The organism is Mycolicibacterium cosmeticum, from assembly GCF_000613185.1.
GTDB classification, from domain to species: domain Bacteria; phylum Actinomycetota; class Actinomycetes; order Mycobacteriales; family Mycobacteriaceae; genus Mycobacterium; species Mycobacterium cosmeticum.
Genome location: NZ_CCBB010000001.1, coordinates 2,426,789 through 2,446,161 on the forward strand (window position 1 = coordinate 2,426,789; position 19,373 = coordinate 2,446,161).

At 69.9% G+C, this 19,373-nt stretch carries 19 protein-coding genes; 5 read left to right on the top strand and 14 right to left on the bottom strand.

Features of this window, described 5'->3' with window-relative positions:
• The first annotated feature begins 14 nt into the window (after positions 1–14).
• The 3 genes from BN977_RS11725 to BN977_RS11735 are packed head-to-tail and all read left to right on the top strand — an operon-like array spanning position 15 to position 2,709.
• Positions 15–491 (top strand): 2-oxo-4-hydroxy-4-carboxy-5-ureidoimidazoline decarboxylase, encoded by a 477-nt coding sequence (locus tag BN977_RS11725; protein ID WP_024450518.1) that lies wholly within the window; start codon positions 15–17, stop codon positions 489–491.
• Positions 492–532: 41 nt separating this feature from the next.
• Entirely contained in the window at positions 533–1,552 is a 1,020-nt protein-coding gene (gene alc, locus BN977_RS11730) for an allantoicase (RefSeq protein ID WP_024450519.1), read from the top strand.
• Positions 1,553–1,572: 20 nt separating this feature from the next.
• The gene (locus BN977_RS11735) at positions 1,573–2,709 is read left to right on the top strand and encodes an EstA family serine hydrolase (protein ID WP_036397676.1); all 1,137 of its coding nucleotides are present in this window, start codon (positions 1,573–1,575) and stop codon (positions 2,707–2,709) included.
• Here BN977_RS11735 and BN977_RS11740 read toward each other — a convergent pair.
• The 9 genes from BN977_RS11740 to BN977_RS11780 are packed head-to-tail and all read right to left on the bottom strand — an operon-like array spanning position 2,694 to position 12,046.
• Positions 2,694–3,662 (bottom strand): 2-hydroxyacid dehydrogenase, encoded by a 969-nt coding sequence (locus BN977_RS11740; protein WP_036397677.1) that lies wholly within the window; start codon positions 3,660–3,662, stop codon positions 2,694–2,696. The two genes, BN977_RS11735 and BN977_RS11740, sit on opposite strands and share 16 nt — an antisense overlap.
• A gap of 1 nt (position 3,663) precedes the next feature.
• Positions 3,664–5,025 carry an enolase C-terminal domain-like protein gene (locus BN977_RS11745; RefSeq protein WP_036397678.1) on the bottom strand — a complete coding sequence of 454 codons (1,362 nt, stop codon included), beginning with the start codon at positions 5,023–5,025 and terminating at the stop codon, positions 3,664–3,666.
• Positions 5,022–5,822, bottom strand: coding sequence for an IclR family transcriptional regulator (locus BN977_RS11750; RefSeq protein WP_024450523.1), 801 nt, complete (start codon positions 5,820–5,822; stop codon positions 5,022–5,024). Before BN977_RS11750 ends, BN977_RS11745 begins: the two co-directional genes overlap by 4 nt.
• On the bottom strand, positions 5,819–6,541 hold the full coding sequence (locus BN977_RS11755; protein ID WP_024450524.1) for a sulfite exporter TauE/SafE family protein: 723 nt from the start codon (positions 6,539–6,541) through the stop codon (positions 5,819–5,821). The genes BN977_RS11750 and BN977_RS11755 overlap by 4 nt, the downstream gene beginning before the upstream one ends.
• Positions 6,542–6,546: 5 nt before the next feature.
• A complete protein-coding gene (locus tag BN977_RS11760; RefSeq protein ID WP_036397680.1) occupies positions 6,547–7,536 on the bottom strand; it encodes an ABC transporter ATP-binding protein in 990 nt (329 codons plus the stop codon).
• Positions 7,526–8,563 carry an ABC transporter ATP-binding protein gene (locus BN977_RS11765; protein ID WP_036397681.1) on the bottom strand — a complete coding sequence of 346 codons (1,038 nt, stop codon included), beginning with the start codon at positions 8,561–8,563 and terminating at the stop codon, positions 7,526–7,528. The genes BN977_RS11760 and BN977_RS11765 overlap by 11 nt, the downstream gene beginning before the upstream one ends.
• Positions 8,560–9,531, bottom strand: a complete 972-nt coding sequence (locus tag BN977_RS11770; RefSeq protein WP_024450527.1) for an ABC transporter permease — start codon at positions 9,529–9,531, stop codon at positions 8,560–8,562. Before BN977_RS11770 ends, BN977_RS11765 begins: the two co-directional genes overlap by 4 nt.
• Before the next feature lie 10 nt (positions 9,532–9,541).
• Positions 9,542–10,471: an ABC transporter permease gene (locus BN977_RS11775; protein ID WP_036397682.1), complete on the bottom strand. Its 930-nt coding sequence runs from the start codon at positions 10,469–10,471 to the stop codon at positions 9,542–9,544.
• A gap of 6 nt (positions 10,472–10,477) precedes the next feature.
• Positions 10,478–12,046, bottom strand: coding sequence for an ABC transporter substrate-binding protein (locus BN977_RS11780; protein WP_051561300.1), 1,569 nt, complete (start codon positions 12,044–12,046; stop codon positions 10,478–10,480).
• 348 nt (positions 12,047–12,394) lie between these two features.
• Between BN977_RS11780 and BN977_RS11785 the strand changes: the two genes are divergently transcribed.
• Entirely contained in the window at positions 12,395–13,414 is a 1,020-nt protein-coding gene (locus BN977_RS11785; protein ID WP_084172557.1) for a 2-hydroxyacid dehydrogenase, read from the top strand.
• Between the two features lie 9 nt (positions 13,415–13,423).
• On the opposite strand, the gene BN977_RS11790 is transcribed toward BN977_RS11785, so the two are convergent.
• A complete protein-coding gene (locus BN977_RS11790; protein ID WP_036397684.1) occupies positions 13,424–14,347 on the bottom strand; it encodes a LysR family transcriptional regulator in 924 nt (307 codons plus the stop codon).
• Between the two features lie 83 nt (positions 14,348–14,430).
• On the opposite strand from BN977_RS11790, the gene BN977_RS11795 reads away from it, so the two are divergent.
• A complete protein-coding gene (locus tag BN977_RS11795) occupies positions 14,431–15,093 on the top strand; it encodes a TetR/AcrR family transcriptional regulator (protein WP_036397686.1) in 663 nt (220 codons plus the stop codon).
• Here the strand turns inward: BN977_RS11795 and BN977_RS11800 are convergent.
• The 4 genes from BN977_RS11800 to BN977_RS11815 form a co-directional block, all read right to left on the bottom strand.
• Positions 15,077–16,342: a glucarate dehydratase family protein gene (locus BN977_RS11800; protein WP_036397687.1), complete on the bottom strand. Its 1,266-nt coding sequence runs from the start codon at positions 16,340–16,342 to the stop codon at positions 15,077–15,079. The genes BN977_RS11795 and BN977_RS11800 overlap by 17 nt on opposite strands.
• Complete coding sequence (locus BN977_RS11805; protein WP_036397688.1) at positions 16,342–17,247, bottom strand: 5-dehydro-4-deoxyglucarate dehydratase; 906 nt, start codon at positions 17,245–17,247, stop codon at positions 16,342–16,344. The genes BN977_RS11800 and BN977_RS11805 overlap by 1 nt, the downstream gene beginning before the upstream one ends.
• 32 nt (positions 17,248–17,279) lie before the next feature.
• Positions 17,280–18,836: an aldehyde dehydrogenase (NADP(+)) gene (locus tag BN977_RS11810; RefSeq protein ID WP_051561515.1), complete on the bottom strand. Its 1,557-nt coding sequence runs from the start codon at positions 18,834–18,836 to the stop codon at positions 17,280–17,282.
• Between the two features lie 123 nt (positions 18,837–18,959).
• Positions 18,960–19,346: a hypothetical protein gene (locus tag BN977_RS11815; RefSeq protein WP_191262524.1), complete on the bottom strand. Its 387-nt coding sequence runs from the start codon at positions 19,344–19,346 to the stop codon at positions 18,960–18,962.
• Positions 19,347–19,373 lie beyond the last annotated feature (27 nt).

Sequence of the window (19,373 nt, forward strand, 5' to 3'; positions counted from 1 at the left end):
CGATCATGGGAGGCGTGTTGATGCATCAGGGGATCGGCCTCGAAGCGTTCAATGCCATGCCGCCGCGGCGTGCCATGCACGCGGTGTACGAGTGCGTGCACTGTGTGACGCTGGCCGGGGACCTCGTCGCCGGACGGCCCTACCCGAATCACGACGCCTTGTTCCGCCGGGCCGACGCGTTGCTGTTCAGCCTGTCCGAGCAGTCGGTCGACGCGATCCTGCAGGCCTACCCGTGTTCGGTGCGGCCCTGCGATGACGCGGAGCGGTCCGCGCTGCGGGCAGCCGAGCAGCGCTACAGCGACAAGTTCGGCTTCGACTACGTGATGTACGTCGCGGGCCTGTGTGCCCCCGACGTGCTCACCACGATCGCCGATCGCATGCACCACGACGTGGAGACCGAGCGCAAGGTGGTGCGCAACGAACTCGCCAAGATCAACCGGACCCGGCTGGAGCGGATGCTCGGGCCGGAGGGCGGTTTCGACAACTGGTAGTCGGGCATGAGCGCTCGCGCGAAGAGCATTAGGCTCGCCCGGTGAGCAGTGCCACCCCTCCCCACTTCCTGGCCTTCCCCGATCTGGCGTCGCGCGCCGCGGGCGGTGCCGTGCTCTGGGCCAACGACGAGGTGTTCGCCGAGAAGGAGAACCTGATCACCCCGGCCGCCGCCGAACACCGGCCGGCCACCTTCGGCCACAAGGGCCAGATCTACGACGGCTGGGAGACGCGCAGGCGCCGCGGGGCCACCCCGGATTCGTGCGATTCGGCCATCATCAGGCTCGGGGCGCCGGCCCTGGTGCACGGCGTCGTCGTCGACACCGCATGGTTCACCGGGAACTACCCGCCGCACATCTCGGTCGAGGCCGCCAACGTGGCGGGTCATCCCTCGGTCGAGGAGCTGGTGCACAAGACCGAGTGGACGACCATCGTGGAGCGCGCCGCGGTCAACGGGGACACCCGGAATCCCTTCCCGGTCAAGTCGACTCGGCGCTGGACGCATGTGCGCCTCTCGATGTACCCCGACGGCGGTATCGCTCGGTTCCGGGTGCACGGCCAGGGTGTGCTCGATCCCGGTTTCGCCGCCGCCCTGCCGCTGGACCTGGCCGCCCTGGAGAACGGCGGCCGGATCACGGCGTGTTCCAACATGTTCTACAGTTCGCCGAACAATTTGTTGCTGCCCGGCACCCCGCGGCACATGGGCGAGGGCTGGGAGACGTCGCGCCGCCGCGATGCCGGCAACGACTGGGTGCAGGTGCGGCTGGCCGGGGAGGGGCTGCTCGCGGCCGCGGAACTGGACACCAGCTATTTCGTCGGTAACGCGCCGGGCTGGGCCCGGCTGTCGGGGCGCAGCGGTGAGGGCGATTGGTTCGAGGTGCTGCCGCGCACCGATCTGCAGCCCGACACCCGGCACCGCTTCCTGCTCGAGGACGATCGTTCGGTCACCGAGGCCCGGCTGGACATCTACCCGGACGGTGGGATGGCCCGGCTGCGGCTCTTCGGCCACTTGACCGAGCTTGGGCGCCAACAGGTTCGCCAGATCTGGGCGGCCAGCGCCTGAATCGGGCGGATGATGACCCGATGACCGTGCACGGACATTGGGACGACCGTTTCGCCCACCTCGTCGACGCCCTGGCCGAGGAGGTACAGACCGGCGCCGAGGTCGGTGCCGCCATCGCCGTCGACATCGACGGTGAGCTGGTGGTCGACGTGTGGGCCGGCCACGCCGACGCGGCCAGGACCACGCCGTGGACCCGCGACACCATCGTCAACGTGTGGTCGTCGACGAAGACCGTCACCAGCCTGGCCGCGCTGATGCTCATCGACCGTGGGCTGATCGACGCCGACGACCGGGTGGCCGACCATTGGCCGGAGTTCGCCGCCAACGGAAAACAGGAGGTGCGGATCCGTCACCTGCTCACCCATTCGTCCGGGGTGTCGGGCTGGGAGCAGCCCGTGGTACCGGAGGACATCCTGGACTGGACGAAGTCCACCGCGGCACTGGCGGCGCAGGCACCGTGGTGGGAGCCGGGTACCGCGTCGGGCTATCACGCCCTGACCTACGGCCACCTGATCGGTGAGGTGGTGCGCAGGGTCACCGGCAGCCCGCTCAAGGAGTTCGTGCGTGCCGAGATCGCCGGGCCGCTCGGGGCGGACTTCCAGATCGGCGCGTCCCCGGACGATGACGGGCGGATCGCCGAGATCATCCCGGCCACCGAGCCTTTCGACCTGCCGCCGATGGATCAGTGGCCAGTCCCGATGTTGAAGACCTTCACCGGCCCGGCGCCCGATCCCAGGATCGCCAACACCGCGGCGTGGCGGGCCGCCGACATCGGCGCGGTCAACGGGCACACCAACGCCAGGGCCCTGGCCAGGATCCTGTCGGCGGTCTCGCTCGGCGGCACCGTCGGCGGGGTCACCCTGCTGCGCCCGGAAACGGTCGAGAAGATCTTCGAGGTGCAGCTCGACGGACCCGATCTGGTGCTGGCCGGTCATCGGCTGCGCTGGGGTCTCGGCTTCGGGCTGCCCCAGCCGGAGACGATTCCCTATGTGCCGGACGAGAAGATCTGCTTCTGGGGTGGTTGGGGCGGCTCGTGGGAGACCATGAATCCCGACCGGCGGGCGACCGTCGCCTACGTGATGAACAAGATGGGTCCAGGCGTGGAAGGGTCGGCGCGCACGGACCGGTATTTCCGGTTGGTCTACGACGCGCTCTGAGCCACCAGGTTGCGCAGTGGTTCGCCCCGGCCCAGGCGCCCGATGTTGGCGGCGATATCGTCGGCCCGGCCGGCGAAGGTGTCCGCGGTGACCCCGGAGGAGTGCGGAGTCATCAGGATGTTGGTCAGCTCGTGGAACGGCAGCCCGGCGGGTGGGCACCCATCCGTGCCCGGCGCGGGGTACCGGTACCACACGTCGATGGCCGCGGCCCGAATACTGCGGTGTAGCAACGCGTCATAGAGTGCGTGCTCGTCGACCAGCGGGCCGCGGCCGACGTTGATCAGCACACCGTCGGCACCCAACGCCGCCAGCTGCGCCGCACCGATCATGCCGGTGGTCGCGGCGCTGAGCGGGGCCGAGACCACCACCACGTCGGATTCGGCCATCAGCCGGTCCAGCGACGACGCGGTGTCGGCCGCCCAGGCCAGACCGTGCGCCGGGTCGACCCGACCCGACCCGGTGACGGCCGCACCGGTGCAGCCCAACGCGCGCAACAACTCCCACGATCGCCGGCCGATGTGCCCGAAGCCGACGAAGCCGATCCGCGCCCCCGCCACGGTGGGCGGTTGTGCGATGGTGTCGTCATACACCGAGGTGGCCCACACCCCGCGCCGCAGTGCCCGGTCCTGTGCCAGGAAATCCCGGCGCAGGGTGATAGCGGCACTGAGCACGTATTCGGCGATCGAGCGTTCGTGATGAAAGGTATTGGCCACCTGGATGTCCGGGCCCAGGGCGGTGAAGTCGACCCGGTCGGTGCCGGCTCCCGCCACATGGATGAGCCGCAGCATCTCGGCCACCCGAGCCATCTCGGCGGTGAACCGGCCGCCGACGTAGACCTCCGCGGTGCGCAGGGCGTGCTCGTCACCCCAGACGACCCGCGCATCGGTCGGCAGCGCGGCCTCGAAGCGGGCGCGGTGCGGTACCAGATTGCGGTCGGTGACCAGGATCTGCATGTCAGATACCCCGTTGCAGGGCAGGGCGTTTGCTGTCGAAGGTCCAGCCGGGGATCAGGTACTGCATGGCCACCGCGTCGTCGCGCGCACCCAGCCCCTCGGCGAGGTACAGCTCGTGCGCGGCGGCCACCCGATCCTCGTCCAGTTCGACACCGAGGCCGGGCGCGTCCGGGACATCGAGGTAACCGTCGACGATCGGGAAGGGCGCCTTGGTGATGCGCTGACCGTCCTGCCAGATCCAATGCGTGTCGATCGCGGTGATGGCGCCGGGCGCGGCGGCCGCGACGTGGGTGAACATCGCCAGCGACACGTCGAAGTGGTTGTTGGAGTGCGACCCCCACGTCAGACCCCACGCATCGCACAGCTGTGCCACCCGCACCGACCCGCTCATGGTCCAGAAGTGCGGATCGGCCAGCGGGATGTCCACGGCACCGGACCGGATCGCATGCCCCATCTCACGCCAGTCGGTGGCGATCATGTTCGTCGCCGTCGGCAGCCCGGTCGCGCGTTTGAACTCGGCCATCACCTCGCGGCCGGAGAAGCCGCCTTCCGGCCCCACCGGGTCCTCGGCGTAGGCCAACACCCCGGTGAGCTCCCGGCACGTGGTGACGGCATCGTCGAGCAGCCAGCCGCCGTTGGGATCCAGGGTGATCCGGGCATCCGGGAACCGGTCGGCCAACGCGATCACGGCCTTGGCCTCCTCGGCCGCGGGCAGCACGCCACCTTTCAGTTTGAAATCCCGGAAACCGTAACGGTCGCGGGCCGCCTCGGCCAACCGCACCACAGCCTCGGGTGTCATCGCCTCGTCGTGCCGGATGCGCAGCCACTCGTCGGCTCCCGGCGCCTCGTCGGCGGCCGAGCGGTACGCCAGATCGGTTCTGGTGCGGTCCCCGACGAAGAACAGGTACCCCAGCGCCTGCACCCGGCTGCGCTCTTGGCCATCGCCCAGCAGGGCCGCGACGGGCACCCCGAGATACTGGCCGAGCAGGTCCAGCAGCGCGGATTCGATCGCGGTGACGGCGTGCACGGTGACCCGCAGGTCGAAGGTCTGGGCACCGCGGCCACCGGCGTCCCGGCCGGCGAACTCGCGGCGGACATCCCCGAGCACGGCGTGGTGGTCCCCGATGCTGCGGCCCTCGACGAGCGGGCGGGCATCCTCCAAGGTGCGCTGGATGGCCGCCCCGCCCGGCACCTCGCCCACCCCGGTGTTGCCTTCGGAGTCCTTGAGGATCAGCAGGTTCCGGGTGAAGTACGGCCCGTGGGCGCCGCTGAGGTTGAGCAGCATGCTGTCGTGTCCGGCGATGGGGACCACCCGCATCGCGGTGACGGTGGGTGTCCGGTGGGGAGTCTTGTGGGTACTCATGAATTCACCTTCTCTGCCAATGGCCGGAGTACCCGGCTCACCTTGTCGCCTGCCGCGCACAGTGCCTCGATGAGGCCGGCTTCCCGCTCGGCCGTCAAGCGGGCGACCGGGACCGAGACACTGATCGCGTCCTGGGCCGGTCGGCTGTAGCGCAGCGGCACCGCGAAACATCGCACGCCGACGGTGTTCTCCTCGTCGTCGGTGGCGTAACCGCGGATTCGCGCCGTCTCCAGCGCCTCGTCCAACACGGCGCGGTCGGTCACCGTCCGCTCCGTGAGGGGGGTCAGCTCGGCCGGGATGTGCGCGTCGCGCTCGGCGCCGACCCGTTCGGCGAGCAGCGCCTTGCCCAGCGCCGTCGTGTACGCGGGCAGCCGCCTGCCGACCCGGTTGGTGGTGCGCTGGTACTGCCGGGACTCCCGGGTGGCCAGGTAGACGACGTCGTAGCCGTCCAGGCGGGCCAGGTGGAAGGTCTCGTCCCAGCTGCCGCGCAGCTCGTCCAGGAAGGGCGTGATGCTCGGCAGGTACGGGTCGGTGTCCAGGTAACTGGTGCCGACCAGCAGGGCCCGAATCCCGATGCTGTACAACGTGCCCGACTCGTCGCACCGCACCCAGCCCTGCGCGATCAGGGTGCGCAGCAGCGCGTGGGCGCTGCTGCGGGGCATGTCGAGCGCGGCACTGACCTCCCGGATGCGGGCCGGCTGATCGTGGCGGGCGGCCAGGAACTCGAGCAGTTCGACGGTGCGGGCGGCGGATTTCACGCCGGTCGGGGCGATCCTGCGCACGGCGTGTTCGGTCATAGCAGTCCCATCTGCTGGACGACGAGGATGACGGCTCCGACGGCCGAGGCGGTGATCGCCGTCCACCGCTGCCGGCGTGGGTTCAGCAGCCGGTTCGCGTAGCGGGACAACACATATCCCGCCACGGTGGCCGGTATCAGCATGGCGCACATGACCAGGGTGTGCCGGTCCACCGCGCCGGTGACCGTCAGCATCGTCAACGACATGAGCGAGCCGATCAGGAAGAACCCGGACATCGTCCCGCGCAGCCGCGGTCCGGTGTTGCGCTGCCACACCAGCGCCATCGGCGGGCCGCCGATCGAGGTGGCCGTGCCCAGCATCCCCGAGGTGGCGCCGGCCAGCACGAGGTTGCGGCGCCGGGGCGCGGGTATCCAGCCCAGGCTGGTCAGTGCGACACCGCCGAGCACGACGCCCGCGATCAGCATCGCCAGGGCCTGTTGCGGTATGGCGGTGAGGATCAGCGCACCGGCGACGGTGCCCGGTACCCGGCCGGCCAGCGCCCAGCCGGTGCCCTTCACGTCGATCGCCGTCCGCTCGCGCACCACCACCATCAGGGTGACGATGGCCGCCAACATGATCAGGGTGCCGGGGATGAGTGCCGGGTCCACCAACGCGACGACGGGAGCGGCCAGCATGCCGAGCCCGAAGCCGATCGAGGCCTGCAGGCAGGACGCGATCAACACCGCGATCGCGATGGCCGCGTAACCGGACACGCTCACTTCGCTCATGCGCTGTGTGACAGCCGGGTTGACGCCCCGAGCGGGTGGTGGCACTCCACCGCGTGCCCGGCGCCCTGCAGGTCCGACACCGGTGGCCGCTGCTGTGCACAGATGTCGGTGGCGTGCGCGCAGCGGGTGCGGAACCGGCACCCGGACGGCGGGTTCAGCGGTGAGGGCACCTCGCCGGTGAGCAGGATGCGTTCACCGCGCTGCTCGGCGTGCAGCTTGGGCGCGGCCGACATCAGGGCGGCCGTGTAGGGGTGTTCGGGGCTGTCGAATACCGCTTCGGTCGGCCCGGTTTCGATGATTCGGCCCAGGTACATCACGGCGACCCGGTCGGCGACGTGCCGTACCACGGACAGGTCGTGTGAGATGAACACATAGGAGATCTGCAGTTCCCGCTGCAGGTCGTTGAGCAGGTTGAGCACCTGCGCCTGCACCGAGAGGTCCAGCGCGGAGACCGGCTCGTCGCAGATGATGACGTCGGGGTTCAGCGCCAGGGCCCGCGCGATGCCGATCCGCTGACGCTGACCGCCGGAGAACTCCTGCGGGTACTTGCCGAACGCCTTGGGTCCCAACCCGACCATGTCCAGCAGCCCGCGCACCCGCATGTCGCGGTCCTTGCGCGACGGGTACAGCGTCTTGTGTGTGCGCCACGGTTCGGCGATGATCTCGGCCGCCGTCATCCGGGAGTTCAGCGAGGCGTACGGATCCTGGAACACCATCTGCATGCGGCGACGGAACTTCAGCAGGTCCTTGCCGCGCAGGCCGTACGGGTCGATGCCGTCGAAGCTGACGGTGCCCGCGTCCGGCCGCTCCAGCATCATCAGGGTGCGGGCCAGGGTGGATTTGCCGCAGCCGGATTCGCCGACCAGGCCCAGGGTTTCACCGCGCCGCAGATCCAGGTCGATCCCGTCCAGCGCGTGCAGTTTCTTACCGCCGGCCACCCGGAAGCTCTTGGCCAGCCCGCGCACGCACAACAGTTCATCGCTCATGGTCGGTCTCCCCCGGGAAGTGGCAGGCGGTTGTGCGGGTGGCCGTGACGGCCGCCAGTTCGGGCCGGGTCTGCCGGCACACGTCCGCCGCCTTGGGGCAGCGATCCTGGTACACACACCCTTTCGGAATGGAATGCAGGTCCGGGGGCGCCCCGCCGATGGACTTCAGCTCGGCGCCGCGTTCGGCGCTCACCGGAACCGATTCCAGCAGGCCCTTGGTGTAGGGGTGTTGGGGGTCGGCGAACACCTCGGCCACCGGCCCGGTCTCGACGACGTTGCCGGCGTACATCACCGCGACGCGGTCGGCTTCCTCGGCCACCAGTGCCAGGTCGTGGGTGATCAGCACGACGGCCATGTCGTACTCGGCGCGAAGACTTTTCAGCAGTGCCATGATCTGCGCCTGCACGGTGACATCGAGCGCGGTGGTGGGTTCGTCGGCGATCAGCACCCGCGGGTTCAGGGCGACGGCCATCGCGATGAGCAACCGCTGCCGCATACCGCCGGAGAACTGGTGCGGGTACGCGTTCACCCGCTCCTCCGGTTGCGGGATGCCGACCCGGGCCATCAGCTCGACGGCCTTGCGCCTGGCCTCCTTGGCTTTCATCCCGTGGTGGATGCGGAACGGTTCGGCCAGTTGGGTGCCGACGGTGTAGAGCGGGTTGAGCGCGGTGAGCGCGTCCTGGAACACGATGGCCAGCTCGGGCCCGGCCAGCTTGCGCCGGGCCTTGCGGTCGACGGCCAGCAGGTCGACCCCGGCCAGCCGGGCCGATCCTTCGGTGACTTCGGCGACCGGTTCCAGCAGCCCGACCAGCGCGGTGGCGGTCATCGACTTGCCGCAGCCGGATTCGCCGAGCAGCGCCAGGGTTTCGCCCCGGCGCGCGGTGAACGACACGTGGTCGACGGCGCGGACGGTGCCGGCGATGGTGCGGATGTCGACGGTCAGGCCGTCGACCTCCAGGGCCGGGTCGGCGCCCCGGCGGTCGGCGGTGGTCGGTTCGCCGAGTTCCCTGTCCAGATGCACGGTCATCGGATGGCCTTTCCGGTCTTGGTGAAGCGGGACGGCACGGTGAGTCGCCAGCGCTGGCCGGGGTCGGTGGCGATCCGCGCCCAGGCGGCCAGGATGGTGGCCGATACGGTGGTGATGACGATGGCCAGGCCGGGGAAGAAGGACAGCCACCAGGCGGTGTGCAGGTAGGTGCGGCCCTGCGAGACCATCAGGCCCCAGCTGACGTCGGGCGGCTGGATGCCGATACCCAGGAAGCTCAGCGAGCTCTCGGCCAGCATCACGTAGCAGAAGTCCAGGGTGGCGACGGTGAGCAGGGTCGGCAGCACGATCGGCAGCACGTGCCGGACGATGATCGACGATCCGCTGGCGCCGAATGTCCGTGCGGCGTCGACGAAGACACGGCTGGACAGTTCGGCGGATTCGGCGCGGGCGGTACGCAGGTACACCGGGATGCGGGTGATCGCCAGCACCAGAACGATATTGGCCGCACTGGGCGAGAAGACGTAGAGCACCACGACGGCCAGCAGCAGCGACGGGAAGCTCATGATGACGTCGGCCACCCGCATCGCCAGCGTTTCCCGCCAGCCGCGGTGGTAGCCGGCCCACATGCCGATCACCGAGCCGACCACGGCGGAGATGACGACGGCGGGAATCGCGACCGACAGCGTGGTGCGACAGGCCACCACCAGCCGGGCGAGCATGCTGCGGCCCAGCGGGTCGGTGCCCAGGACGTTGGCCCAACCATGTGCCAGGGTGAACGGCGGCTGGTTCGAGTTGTCCAGGTCGATATGAGTGGCCAAGCCGCCCACCATCATCGGGCCGAAGACGGCGGTGAGCACCACCAGGCCCAGCACCACCGCGGCGGCGGTGGCGACCCGGTCGTTGACCAGCAGGCGCAGCCACGACGACCGCGCCGCACGGGGCTCGGTTTCCGGCTGCCCGACGATGGCGGTGGCGGGTTTGACCGGGACGAGGTCGATCTGAGTCATGGTGATGGACCTACACTTTCGCGGGTTCCCGTACGCGAGCGTCCAGCAGCGCGTAGCAGGCGTCGATGAGGATGTTGAGCAGGAAGATGCTGACCGCGGTGAGCAGCACCGCCGCCTGCAGCACCGCGAAATCGCGCTGCAGGATCGCGTCGATCATCAGTTTGCCGATGCCCGGCCAGCCGAAGATCGCCTCGACCACCACCGCTCCGTTGATCAGGCCGACGGCCAGGTCACCGGCCACCGTCAGCGCGGGTGCCGCGGCGTTACGCAGCGCGTGGTGGGTGACCACGCGGAAGTCACCGGCACCCTTGCTGCGGGCCAACCTGATGTAGGGCGCCGACAGGGCCGCGACCATGGCCCCGCGCACCACCTGGGTGAGCACGCCCAGCGGGCGGATCATCAAGGTGGCGATCGGCAGGATCCAGGACAGCATGCCGGCGTCGGTGCCCGAGGTCGGCAGCACACCGAGCAGGACCGCGAACAGCCACACCCCGGTGATGGCGAACCAGAAGTCGGGGATGCTGGCGGCGGTCATGGACAGCAGGCTGGAGAACCGGTCGGCCAGTGAGTTCGGCCGGTACGCGGCCCAGCAGCCGACGATCACGGCACCGACGATCGCCAGCACCATCGTCGTCACCGCCAGCTGCAGGGTGGCGGGGAAGGCACGCAGGGCCATCTCCGACGCGGATTCGCCGGTGCGTAACGAGGTGCCGAAGTCCAGGTGCAGCACGCCTTTGAAGTAGTCCACCAGCTGCACGATCAGCGGTTGGTCGAAGCCGTGCGCCTGCGCGAACGCGGCCCGCTGGGCCTGGGTGGCCGATTCGGGCAGGTAGAGGTTGGTGGGAGCGCCGGTGAGGCGGGCGAGCAGGAACACCCCCAACAACACGACGATCAGCGGGATGGTGCTGGTGTACATCCGGCGCCGGACGAAGGAGAACATGTCGGCTCAGCTCCTGTCGGACTGGTCAGAGCCGTTGCCGGCCTTGGTCATCTCGGCCAGGCGCATCTCGTCACCGGTGGCCGAGTTGGGTGCGTAGTCGACGCGCGGGGATTTGCCGAGGATGCCGGTCATGTGGGCGATGTAGGCGAACTGGGCCACCTCGGCCGGTTCCTCGGCGAACAGCTTGGCGTAGGCATCCTGGCGTTGCGGACCGGTCAGTTCCCCGGCGGTCTCGATCTTTCGATCGAACTCCTCGGTGCCGCAACCGTTCTGGGCACCGTCGGTGCGCATGTACTGGTCCACGCTGAAGGCCGCGTCCCCGGCCTGGTTGCCGTGCTGGATCATCGCGACGAACGGGCCGGCGCCGGCCGGGAACGGCCGCAACTGGTACTGCAGCTGACCCGCGGTGTCCATCATCTCGATGCGGGGATTGAGGCCGATCTCGGTCAGTTCGCTCTGGATCACCTCCATGGTCTCGGTGATGTTGGGGAACTGCGCGGTGCGCCCGATCAGCCGGATCTGCCGGTCGACCGGTACGCCGGCGGCTTTCGCCTCGGCCACCAGCTGTTTGGCCTTCTCGACGTCGTGCGGCCACGGCGCCAGGTCCGCGTTGTGACCGACCACGCCGTCGGGGATCAATTGCGCGGCGGGTTGACCCATGCCCCGGAAGAGCGCCTTGACGATGCCGGTGCGGTTGACGGTGTAGTTGATGGCCTGCCGCACCCGGATGTCGTCGAGCGGAGCGTCGGTACAGGTGATGCGCAGCGCGGTGGTCTCGTTGTTGGGGAACTCCACCCCCAACTCCCCCGCGCCGTCCTCGGGGCCGAGGCCGGTGGCGATGTCGGTCTCGTCGTTGGTGACCATGGCGGCGCGGACGCTGCCTTCGCTGCGCCACTGGTATTCGGCGCGGGCGAAGGCCGGTGCGGGGCCCCAGTAGCGTTCGTTGCGGCTCAGGGTGAGCTTCTGGCCGTAATCCCAGCCGGCGATGACGTAGGGCCCGGTACCGATGGGTTCGCGCACCTTCTCGGTGGTGCTGGTGCCGCGCGGCACGATCTCGACGAACGAGATACGGAGCGGCAGAATCGGATCCGGCTTCTCGGTGGTGACGGTCAGGGTCGCGTCGTCGGGTGTGGCGAGTTCGAGTTTCTCGTCGCCGAACACGTACCCGTCGACGTTGCAGCCCAGGTCCGAGTTGACGGCGCGGTCGATGGCGAAGGCCGCGTCGGCCGCGGTGAACGGTGCTCCATTGGAGAAGGTGACCCCGGAGCGGATGGTGAAGGTCCACCGGTTGGGCGTGTCCTGGCGCCACCCGGTGGACAGCAGGGGCTGCAGGCCGCCGGTGGTGGGGTCGCGCTCGATCAGCGGCTCGGTGATGTTGGAGCGGACCACGATGCCGGTGGAGGTCAGTGAGCTCTCGCAGGGCTCCAGCGTGGGTGGTTCCTGGGAGATCACCAGGCGCAAGGTGTTCGGGTCGTACCCGCCGTGACCGGTGTTGGCCACCGTGCAGCCGCCGGTCAGCAGAACGACGCCGGCTGCGGCGAGGGAAGCGACGGCAGGCGTCACTGGTGCGGCCATCTGGTCCTCCGGTTCGGAAATGGGCTGTTCCGTAGTGGGCTGTTCCGTGTGACGTCCATGTATGTGGACGGAATCTGTGACGGTAGACACACCGTAGGAGCGGCCTCTGAACGCCGTCAAGCCCGCCCAAACGGGCCATTTCGGGCGTTTCCGGCACCCATCGGCACCGCACCCGACACCCGATTTTTGGCCGTTGAACTGCGGTTTTCCCGATGCGGTCGGGCGTTTGATACCCAGCGCCAGCGCGCAATCGGGATGTTATGCCGGTTCGGCATCAACCCATGCTATTTCCGTGTTGGACAGGTATTCGCGGGCATCCTTAGCGTGATGACCGACGAAGGAGTGACCATGCCCGATTCGAGGCCCGATTCGAGGCCAGATTCCGCGCCGCGCGCCGTCCCGGCCACGCCGCGCGTCCTGCAGGTCGGCCCGCTGAAGGACTCGCTCGCCGAGACCTTGCAGGCCAAGTACGACGCCCTGGTCCTGCCCTCCGCGGATGGTGCAGAGCGCGCCGGGTTCCTGGCCACCCACGGTGCCGACGTGACCGCGGTGGTGACCTCGGGCCGCACCGGGGTGGACGCCGCGCTGATGGCGGCGCTGCCGGCGCTGGGCGCGGTGATCAACTTCGGGGTCGGCTACGACACCACCGATGTCGATGCGGCGGCCGCGGCAGGGATCGGCGTGAGCAACACGCCCGACGTGCTCACCGACTGCGTCGCCGACACCGCCGTCGGTCTGCTGATCGACGTGCTGCGCCGGTTCACCGACGCCGACCGCTATCTGCGGGCCGGCCGCTGGACCGTCGACGGCAACTACCCGCTGACCCGGCAGGTCAGCAACACCCGGGTCGGGATCATCGGCATGGGCCGGATCGGCGGGGCAATTGCCAAGCGGCTCAGCGCTTTCGGCTGCACCATCGGCTACCACAACCGCCATCGGGTGCCGGATTCGCCGTACCGCTACGCCGCGACGCCGGTGGATTTGGCCCGCGATGTCGACGTGCTGGTGGTGGCCGCGGCCGGCGGCGACGGAACCCGTGGCCTGGTGAGTGCCGATGTGCTGGACGCCCTCGGGCCCGAGGGCTATCTGATCAACATCGCGCGCGGCAGCGTCGTCGACGAGGCCGCGCTGGTGACCGCGTTGCAGCAAGGCCGGCTGGCCGGGGCGGGTCTGGACGTCTTCGTCGACGAACCGAATGTTCCCGTCGAGTTGCTGCGCATGGACAACGTCGTGCTGCTGCCCCATGTCGGCAGCGGCACCGTGCAGACCCGGGCCGCGATGGAGGCGCTCACGCTGCGCAACCTGGACGAGTTCCTGGCCACCGGGCGGTTGGTGACACCGGTGCTGCAGCCGGGCGCGCGGGTCTGACGCCCGGCCTCAGGGGTGCAGCTCCACCAGGTCGTCGGTGGTCCACTCGCGGGCCGGAAGCACATCACGGAGCAGCCGCAGCAGCGCCGGGTTGGTGCTGTCCTGTCGCCAGGCGGCGTCGAGTTCGACCGGCCGCTCGCGGAACGCACCGATGGACCGGAACACCACGCCCTCGGGATGCAGCGTCGCGGCCGAGGCCGGCACCAGGGCGATCCCGATGCCCGAGCGCACCAGCACCAGCATGGTGTGCACCTGGGTCACGAACTGCACGTACCGCGGCGTGGCGCCGGCGATGGTGAAGGCACTGATGAGCAGCTCGTTGAAGTACCGCGCCTCGATCGGCGAGTACATGACGACGTCTTGGCCGTCCAGGTCGTTGAGGGTGAGCTGACGGGCCTGAGCCACCAGCGGGTGCTCGGCGGGCAGCGCGGCCACCAGCTGCTCGTGCAGCAGTGGCCGGGACACGATGCCGGGGCGCTTCAGCGGCGGCCGCGCCATCCCCAGATCGATCTCGCCGGTCATCAGGCCCTCGATCTGGGCGGCCGAAACCATCTCGCGCAGTTCCAGTTTCACATCCGGCAGCTTGGCCCTGGTGCGTTCGAGCAGCCGCGGCAGCACCGCATGGGCCGAGGCCGCGGTGAATCCGACAACCACGGTGCCCAGGTCGCCGGCCGGCACCCGCTTGACGGTCAGGGCCGCACTCTCGGCCAGCTGCAGGATGCGGCGGGCGTCGGGCAGGAACGCGATCCCCGCGGGCGTGAGGGTGACCGAGCGGGTGGTGCGGTCGATCAGCTGCACCCCCAGTTCGGCCTCCAGCTGCTGGATCTGCCGGCTCAGCGGGGGCTGGGTCATGTGCAGGCGTTCGGCGGCGCGGCCGAAATGCAGTTCCTCGGCGACGGCGATGAAGCAGGACAGCCGGGCCAACGAGAACATCGCTGCAGTCTATGCGCGCCGCCGCACGGGCAGGGCCAATGTCTGCAGGCCAATCGGATGGGCGTCTGTGTCAAGATGATTCGGTGTCCGATCCCAAGCCCGACAGCGCACCCCGCGTCCGCCGGCGCTATGGCGGCCAGGAGGCCGCGGACCGGGTGGCCGAGCGCCGCAGCCGGTTGCTGGCCGCCGGCCTGGAACTGATGGGCACCCGCGGCGTCGCGGGAACGACGGTGCGCGGCGTGACGGAACTGTCCGGGGTGGCACCCCGATACTTCTACGAGAGCTTCGCCGATATCGAGGCGCTGCACCTCGCGGTGTACGGCGAGGTGATCGAAGAGGGCGCCCAGCGCTCGGTGGCGGCGCTGGCCAGCGCACCCGCCGATGACCGCGCCCGTATCCGGGCGGTGCTGGAGGAGATGGTCGACCTGATCCTGGCCGACCCGCGCAAGGGCCGAATCCTGGTGCTGGAGGCCACCGCCTCCCCGGCGCTGGGCCGGCGCAGCCTGGCCGAGTCCCGCCGGTTCGCCGGCATGCTGGCATCGTCGGCCGCCAGCGGTGGTGATCCCGGGCTCGAGCCCGACAGCCTGCCCACCGATATCCGGCTGATCGCGCAATTCCTGGTCGGCGGGATGATCAGCACGGTGGGTGCCGTCCTGCTGGGCGACGTCCAGGTGGAACGCGCCCACCTCGTCGACGTACTGGTCGACCTGTTCGCCGCCGTGCGGACGACTACCAGCGTGGACTGACCGCCTCGAACGCCGGGGCGATGCTGCGCATGTAACCGGTGTCGTCGCGGTCGCGGATGCCGCACCGCAGGTACTGCTCGTGCAGCGCGGCCAGGGCGTCGGGGTCGAGTTCGACGCCGAGTCCCGGGGTGACCGGGACGGCGACGCTGCCGTCCCGGATGCTCAGCACCCCGGGCTTGACCACGTCTTCGCTCTTCCAAGGCCAGTGCGTGTCACAGGCATAGGTCAAGTTCGGGGTGGCGGCGGCCAGGTGCACCATCGCGGCCAGGCTGATGCCCAGGTGCGAGTTGGAGTGCATGGACAGGCCGAGCCCGAAGGTGTCGCAGATGCCGGCGAGCAACCGGGAGCGTTGCAGGCCACCCCAGTAATGGTGGTCGGAGAGCACCACTTTCACCGCACCCGCGGCGACGGCGGGCGCCAGCTGGTCGAAGGCCACCACGCACATGTTGGTCGCCAGTGGCATCGGGGCCTGCGCCGCGACCTCGGCCATGCCCGCGATGCCGGGGGTGGGGTCCTCCAGGTATTCCAGGATGCCGGCCAGCCCGGAGGCCACCTTGATCGAGGTCTGCGGGGTCCAGGCGGCGTTGGGGTCCAGCCGCAGCGGGTGGTTCGGGAAGGCCGCGTGCAACTCCTCGATGGCCGCCATCTCCTCCTCGGGTGGGAATACCCCGCCCTTGAGTTTGATTGCGGTGAAACCGTATTCGTCGACCATGCGGCGGGCCTGCGCCACCAGGCCGGCCGGGTCGAGCGCCGCACCCCAGGAATCGGGCTCCTGGTCCGGATGGGAAGCCCACTTGTAGAACAGGTACGCGCTGAACGGCACGGCCTCGCGCACCGCGCCGCCGAGCAGATCGGCCACCGGCCGGCCGCTGGCATGACCTTGCACATCCAGGCACGCCACCTCGAACGGCGAGAACACCTGGTCGACGGCGCTGGCGGAGGTGATCATCCCCGCGGTGCCGACGGCGGCGTCGTCACCGCGCAGCCGGTCGGCGATGGCGGACCGGATGGCGTTGAGCGCGAACACATCCAGTCCGGTGATCGCCTCGGCCGCCGCGTTCAGCCGGGCCAGGTGGCGGGTATCGGCGTAGGTCTCGCCGAGGCCGACCAGGCCGACGTCGGTGATCAGTTCGATGATCGCCCGCAGCGCGTAGGGCTGGTGCACCCCCACGGTGTTGAGCAGCGGCGGGTCGACGAAGGCGACCGGGGTGATGCGGGCTCCGGTGATCCGGATGGCTGCGGGCGCCATCACAGCACCGCGCGACCGGCTTTGATGATCTGGGTCAGTTCGGTGAGGTGTTCGGCCGAGGGCATCACCAGCGGCGGGCGCACCGGCCCGGCGTCGATGCCCTCCATCGTCACGCCGGCCTTGATCAGCGACACGGCGTAACCCGGCACGGTGTCCCGCAGCCGCACCAGCGGGTGGAAGAACTCCCGCTGCAACGCCCCGAGCGCCTCCTCGTCGCCGGCTTCCAGCGCCCGGTAGTAGGCCAGTGCCAGCTCAGGGGCGAAGGCGAAGGTGGCCGACGAGTACAGCGTCACCCCGATGGCGCGGTAGGCCTGCTGGGACACCTCGGCGGTGGGCAGACCGTTGAAGAACTGGAAGGCCTTGCCGGACGGGGCGAGGACGTCGGTGACGGCCCGCACGATGCGCGACACCCGGTCGACATCGCCGGTGCCGTCCTTGAATCCGACCACGTTCGGGATCTGGGCCACCTCCGCGGCGGACTCCTCGGTGTAGCGGGCATTACCCCGGTTGTAGACGATGACCGGCAGGTCGGTGGCGGCCGCGACCTCGCGGGTGTAGTCGATCAGGCCCTGCTGCGGCATGGTGACCAGATACGGCGGCAGCAGCAGCAGGCCGTCGGCGCCGGCGGCGGCGGCCGTCTTCGCGAAGACCTTGGCCTGGGCCACCGACCCGCCCGCGCCGGCGTACACCGGAACCCGGCCGGCGGTGGCAGCCACCGCGGTGCGCACCACCCCGCCGAACTCCTGGGCCTCCAGGGCATGGAATTCGCCTGTGCCACAAGCGACGAACACACCGCCGGGGCCGGCGTCCACACCCTTGGCGACGTGCGCGGCGAGCGCCTCCAGGTTCACCTCGCCGGTGCCGGTGAAGGGGGTGACGGGAAAGAACAGGACGCCGTCAAGCATGGGTGTACTCCTAGCGGAATCGGGTTGGGAGGTCAGTCGCGGGACAGTTGGCCGTCGACCCGGCGCCAGATGCGGTCCGGGTTGCCGTCGGCAATGGCGCTGGGCAGCAACGCCGATGGGACGTCCTGGTAACACACCGGACGCAGGAAACGCTCGATGGCGCGGGCACCGACCGAGGTGGTGCGCGCGTCCGAGGTGGCGGGGTACGGCCCGCCGTGCACCATGGCGTAGCCGACCTCGACACCGGTGGGCCAGCCGTTGAACAAGATGCGCCCGGCCCTGAGTTCCAGCACGGGCAGCAGTTTCGCCGCGACACCGTAGTCGGACTCCTCGGCGTGCACGGTGGCCGTCAGTTGCCCCTCCAGCGCGGCAGCCACCCGCACCATCTCGTCGATGTCGGCGCAGCGCACCAGCACGCTGGCGGCACCGAACACCTCGGCCTGCAACGCCTCCGAAGCCAGGAAGGTCTGGGCATCGGCGCTGAACAGCGCTGCCTGGCAGGAGGTTTCATTGTCGGCGGGCCGACCCTGAGCCACGAGGGTGGACTCGGCCCGCAGGGTGGCCACACCCTTGGCGTAGCCGGCGGCGATGCCGGGGGTGAGCATCGGGGTGGCCGCCACCCCGACGAGCGCGGACTCCGCGGCGGTCAGGAAGTCCGCCAGCCCCGGGCCGTCCACGGCCAGCACCAACCCGGGATTGGTGCAGAACTGTCCGGATCCCATGGTCAGCGAGCCGACGAACGCCGTGCCGATCTCGGCGCCGCGTGCCCGCAGCGCACCCTCGAGCAGGAAGACCGGGTTGACGGCGCTCATCTCGGCGTACACCGGGATGGGTTCCGGGCGCGCCGCGGCCGCGGCCACCAATGCCGTTCCCGCGTAACGAGATCCGGTGAATCCGACGGCCTTGATCCGCGGATCGGTGACCAGCGCGGTACCCAGGCCGGGTCCGGAGCCGAACAGCAGGGAGAAGGTGCCCGCGGGCATCCCGGTCTGGGCCACCGCGCGCGTGATGGCCGCCCCGACCAGTTCGGAGGTGCCCGGGTGCGCGTCGTGCGCCTTGACCACCACGGGGCACCCGGCCGCCAGCGCGGACGCGGTGTCACCGCCGGCGACCGAGAACGCCAGCGGGAAGTTGCTCGCGCCGAATACCGCGACCGGGCCGAGCGGCACCGCGCGCTGGCGGATGTCGGGGCGCGGCAGGGGGCTGCGATCGGGCTGGGCGGGGTCGATGCGGGCGCCGTTCCAACTGCCCTCGCGCAGCACCGCCGCGAACAGGCGCAGCTGACCGGTGGTGCGGCCCACCTCGCCGGTGATGCGGGCCTCGGGCAGGCCGCTCTCGGCGACGGCGCGCGCCACCAGTTCGGCCTTGATCGCCTCGATGCCGGCGGCGACCGTCTCCAGGAATTGGGCGCGCTGCTCGGCGGTGGTGGCCCGGTAAGGACCGAACGCCTCGGCGGCCGCGGCGCACGCGGCGTCGACGTGCGACTCGTCGCCGTAGTGGAAGGCGGGCTCCAGCGTCTCGCCGGTGGCCGGGTTGAAACCGCGGACCTCGGTGCCGGTTCCGGCGACGGGCACCCCGGCGATGATCATCTGGCCGGTCGGGCGGGCGGTCAGTTGGGTGGTCACGCGTCCAACGCTAGGACCCCAATCAATTCATGTCCAAGACCGATTTGGCACGTACTGATGCGTGAATTGAATGGACATGGGCCTGGGTCAGGCCGAGATGCGGCCCCGCTCGGCCAGCCGGCGCAACACGTCCTCGCCGAGACCGCGCAGGTCCTGCGGGGATGCGGACGCGATCAACGTCACCCCGTCGGCCACCTCGGCCGATTCGATATCGGCGATCAGACCGGCCAGGCCGTCGACGGTGCCGGCGTAGCGCACGCCCGCCGTCCTGCCGTCCAGCGACGCATACGCCGCGCGCACGTCACCGGCGACCGCCACCTCGATATCGAGGATCACCGCGACCCGCTCCGGCCCGCCGCGCAGCCGCGCCCTCGCCCGCCGGGCCTGACCCAGGTCCGAGGCCGCCACCCGCACCGCCGGTTCGGCACCGGAGGTCAATTCGCTCCACGCTTCGTCTGCCAGAAATAGCCGCACGGCGCCACGCTAGACGCGGGACGCGCG

What these genes read in the sequence shown, in the direction of transcription:
- BN977_RS11770 (WP_024450527.1), bottom strand. Translation starts at nt 9,531, where the DNA reads ATGACTCAGATCGACCTCGTCCCGGTCAAACCCGCCACCGCCATCGTC.
- BN977_RS11735 (WP_036397676.1), top strand. Translation starts at nt 1,573, where the DNA reads ATGACCGTGCACGGACATTGGGACGACCGTTTCGCCCACCTCGTCGAC.
- BN977_RS11780 (WP_051561300.1), bottom strand. Translation starts at nt 12,046, where the DNA reads ATGGCCGCACCAGTGACGCCTGCCGTCGCTTCCCTCGCCGCAGCCGGC.
- BN977_RS11810 (WP_051561515.1), bottom strand. Translation starts at nt 18,836, where the DNA reads ATGATCATCGCCGGGGTGCCCGTCGCCGGAACCGGCACCGAGGTCCGC.
- BN977_RS11800 (WP_036397687.1), bottom strand. Translation starts at nt 16,342, where the DNA reads ATGGCGCCCGCAGCCATCCGGATCACCGGAGCCCGCATCACCCCGGTC.
- BN977_RS11785 (WP_084172557.1), top strand. Translation starts at nt 12,395, where the DNA reads ATGCCCGATTCGAGGCCCGATTCGAGGCCAGATTCCGCGCCGCGCGCC.
- BN977_RS11760 (WP_036397680.1), bottom strand. Translation starts at nt 7,536, where the DNA reads ATGAGCGATGAACTGTTGTGCGTGCGCGGGCTGGCCAAGAGCTTCCGG.
- BN977_RS11775 (WP_036397682.1), bottom strand. Translation starts at nt 10,471, where the DNA reads ATGTTCTCCTTCGTCCGGCGCCGGATGTACACCAGCACCATCCCGCTG.
- BN977_RS11805 (WP_036397688.1), bottom strand. Translation starts at nt 17,247, where the DNA reads ATGCTTGACGGCGTCCTGTTCTTTCCCGTCACCCCCTTCACCGGCACC.
- BN977_RS11765 (WP_036397681.1), bottom strand. Translation starts at nt 8,563, where the DNA reads ATGACCGTGCATCTGGACAGGGAACTCGGCGAACCGACCACCGCCGAC.
- BN977_RS11750 (WP_024450523.1), bottom strand. Translation starts at nt 5,822, where the DNA reads ATGACCGAACACGCCGTGCGCAGGATCGCCCCGACCGGCGTGAAATCC.
- BN977_RS11740 (WP_036397677.1), bottom strand. Translation starts at nt 3,662, where the DNA reads ATGCAGATCCTGGTCACCGACCGCAATCTGGTACCGCACCGCGCCCGC.
- BN977_RS11790 (WP_036397684.1), bottom strand. Translation starts at nt 14,347, where the DNA reads ATGTTCTCGTTGGCCCGGCTGTCCTGCTTCATCGCCGTCGCCGAGGAA.
- BN977_RS11745 (WP_036397678.1), bottom strand. Translation starts at nt 5,025, where the DNA reads ATGAGTACCCACAAGACTCCCCACCGGACACCCACCGTCACCGCGATG.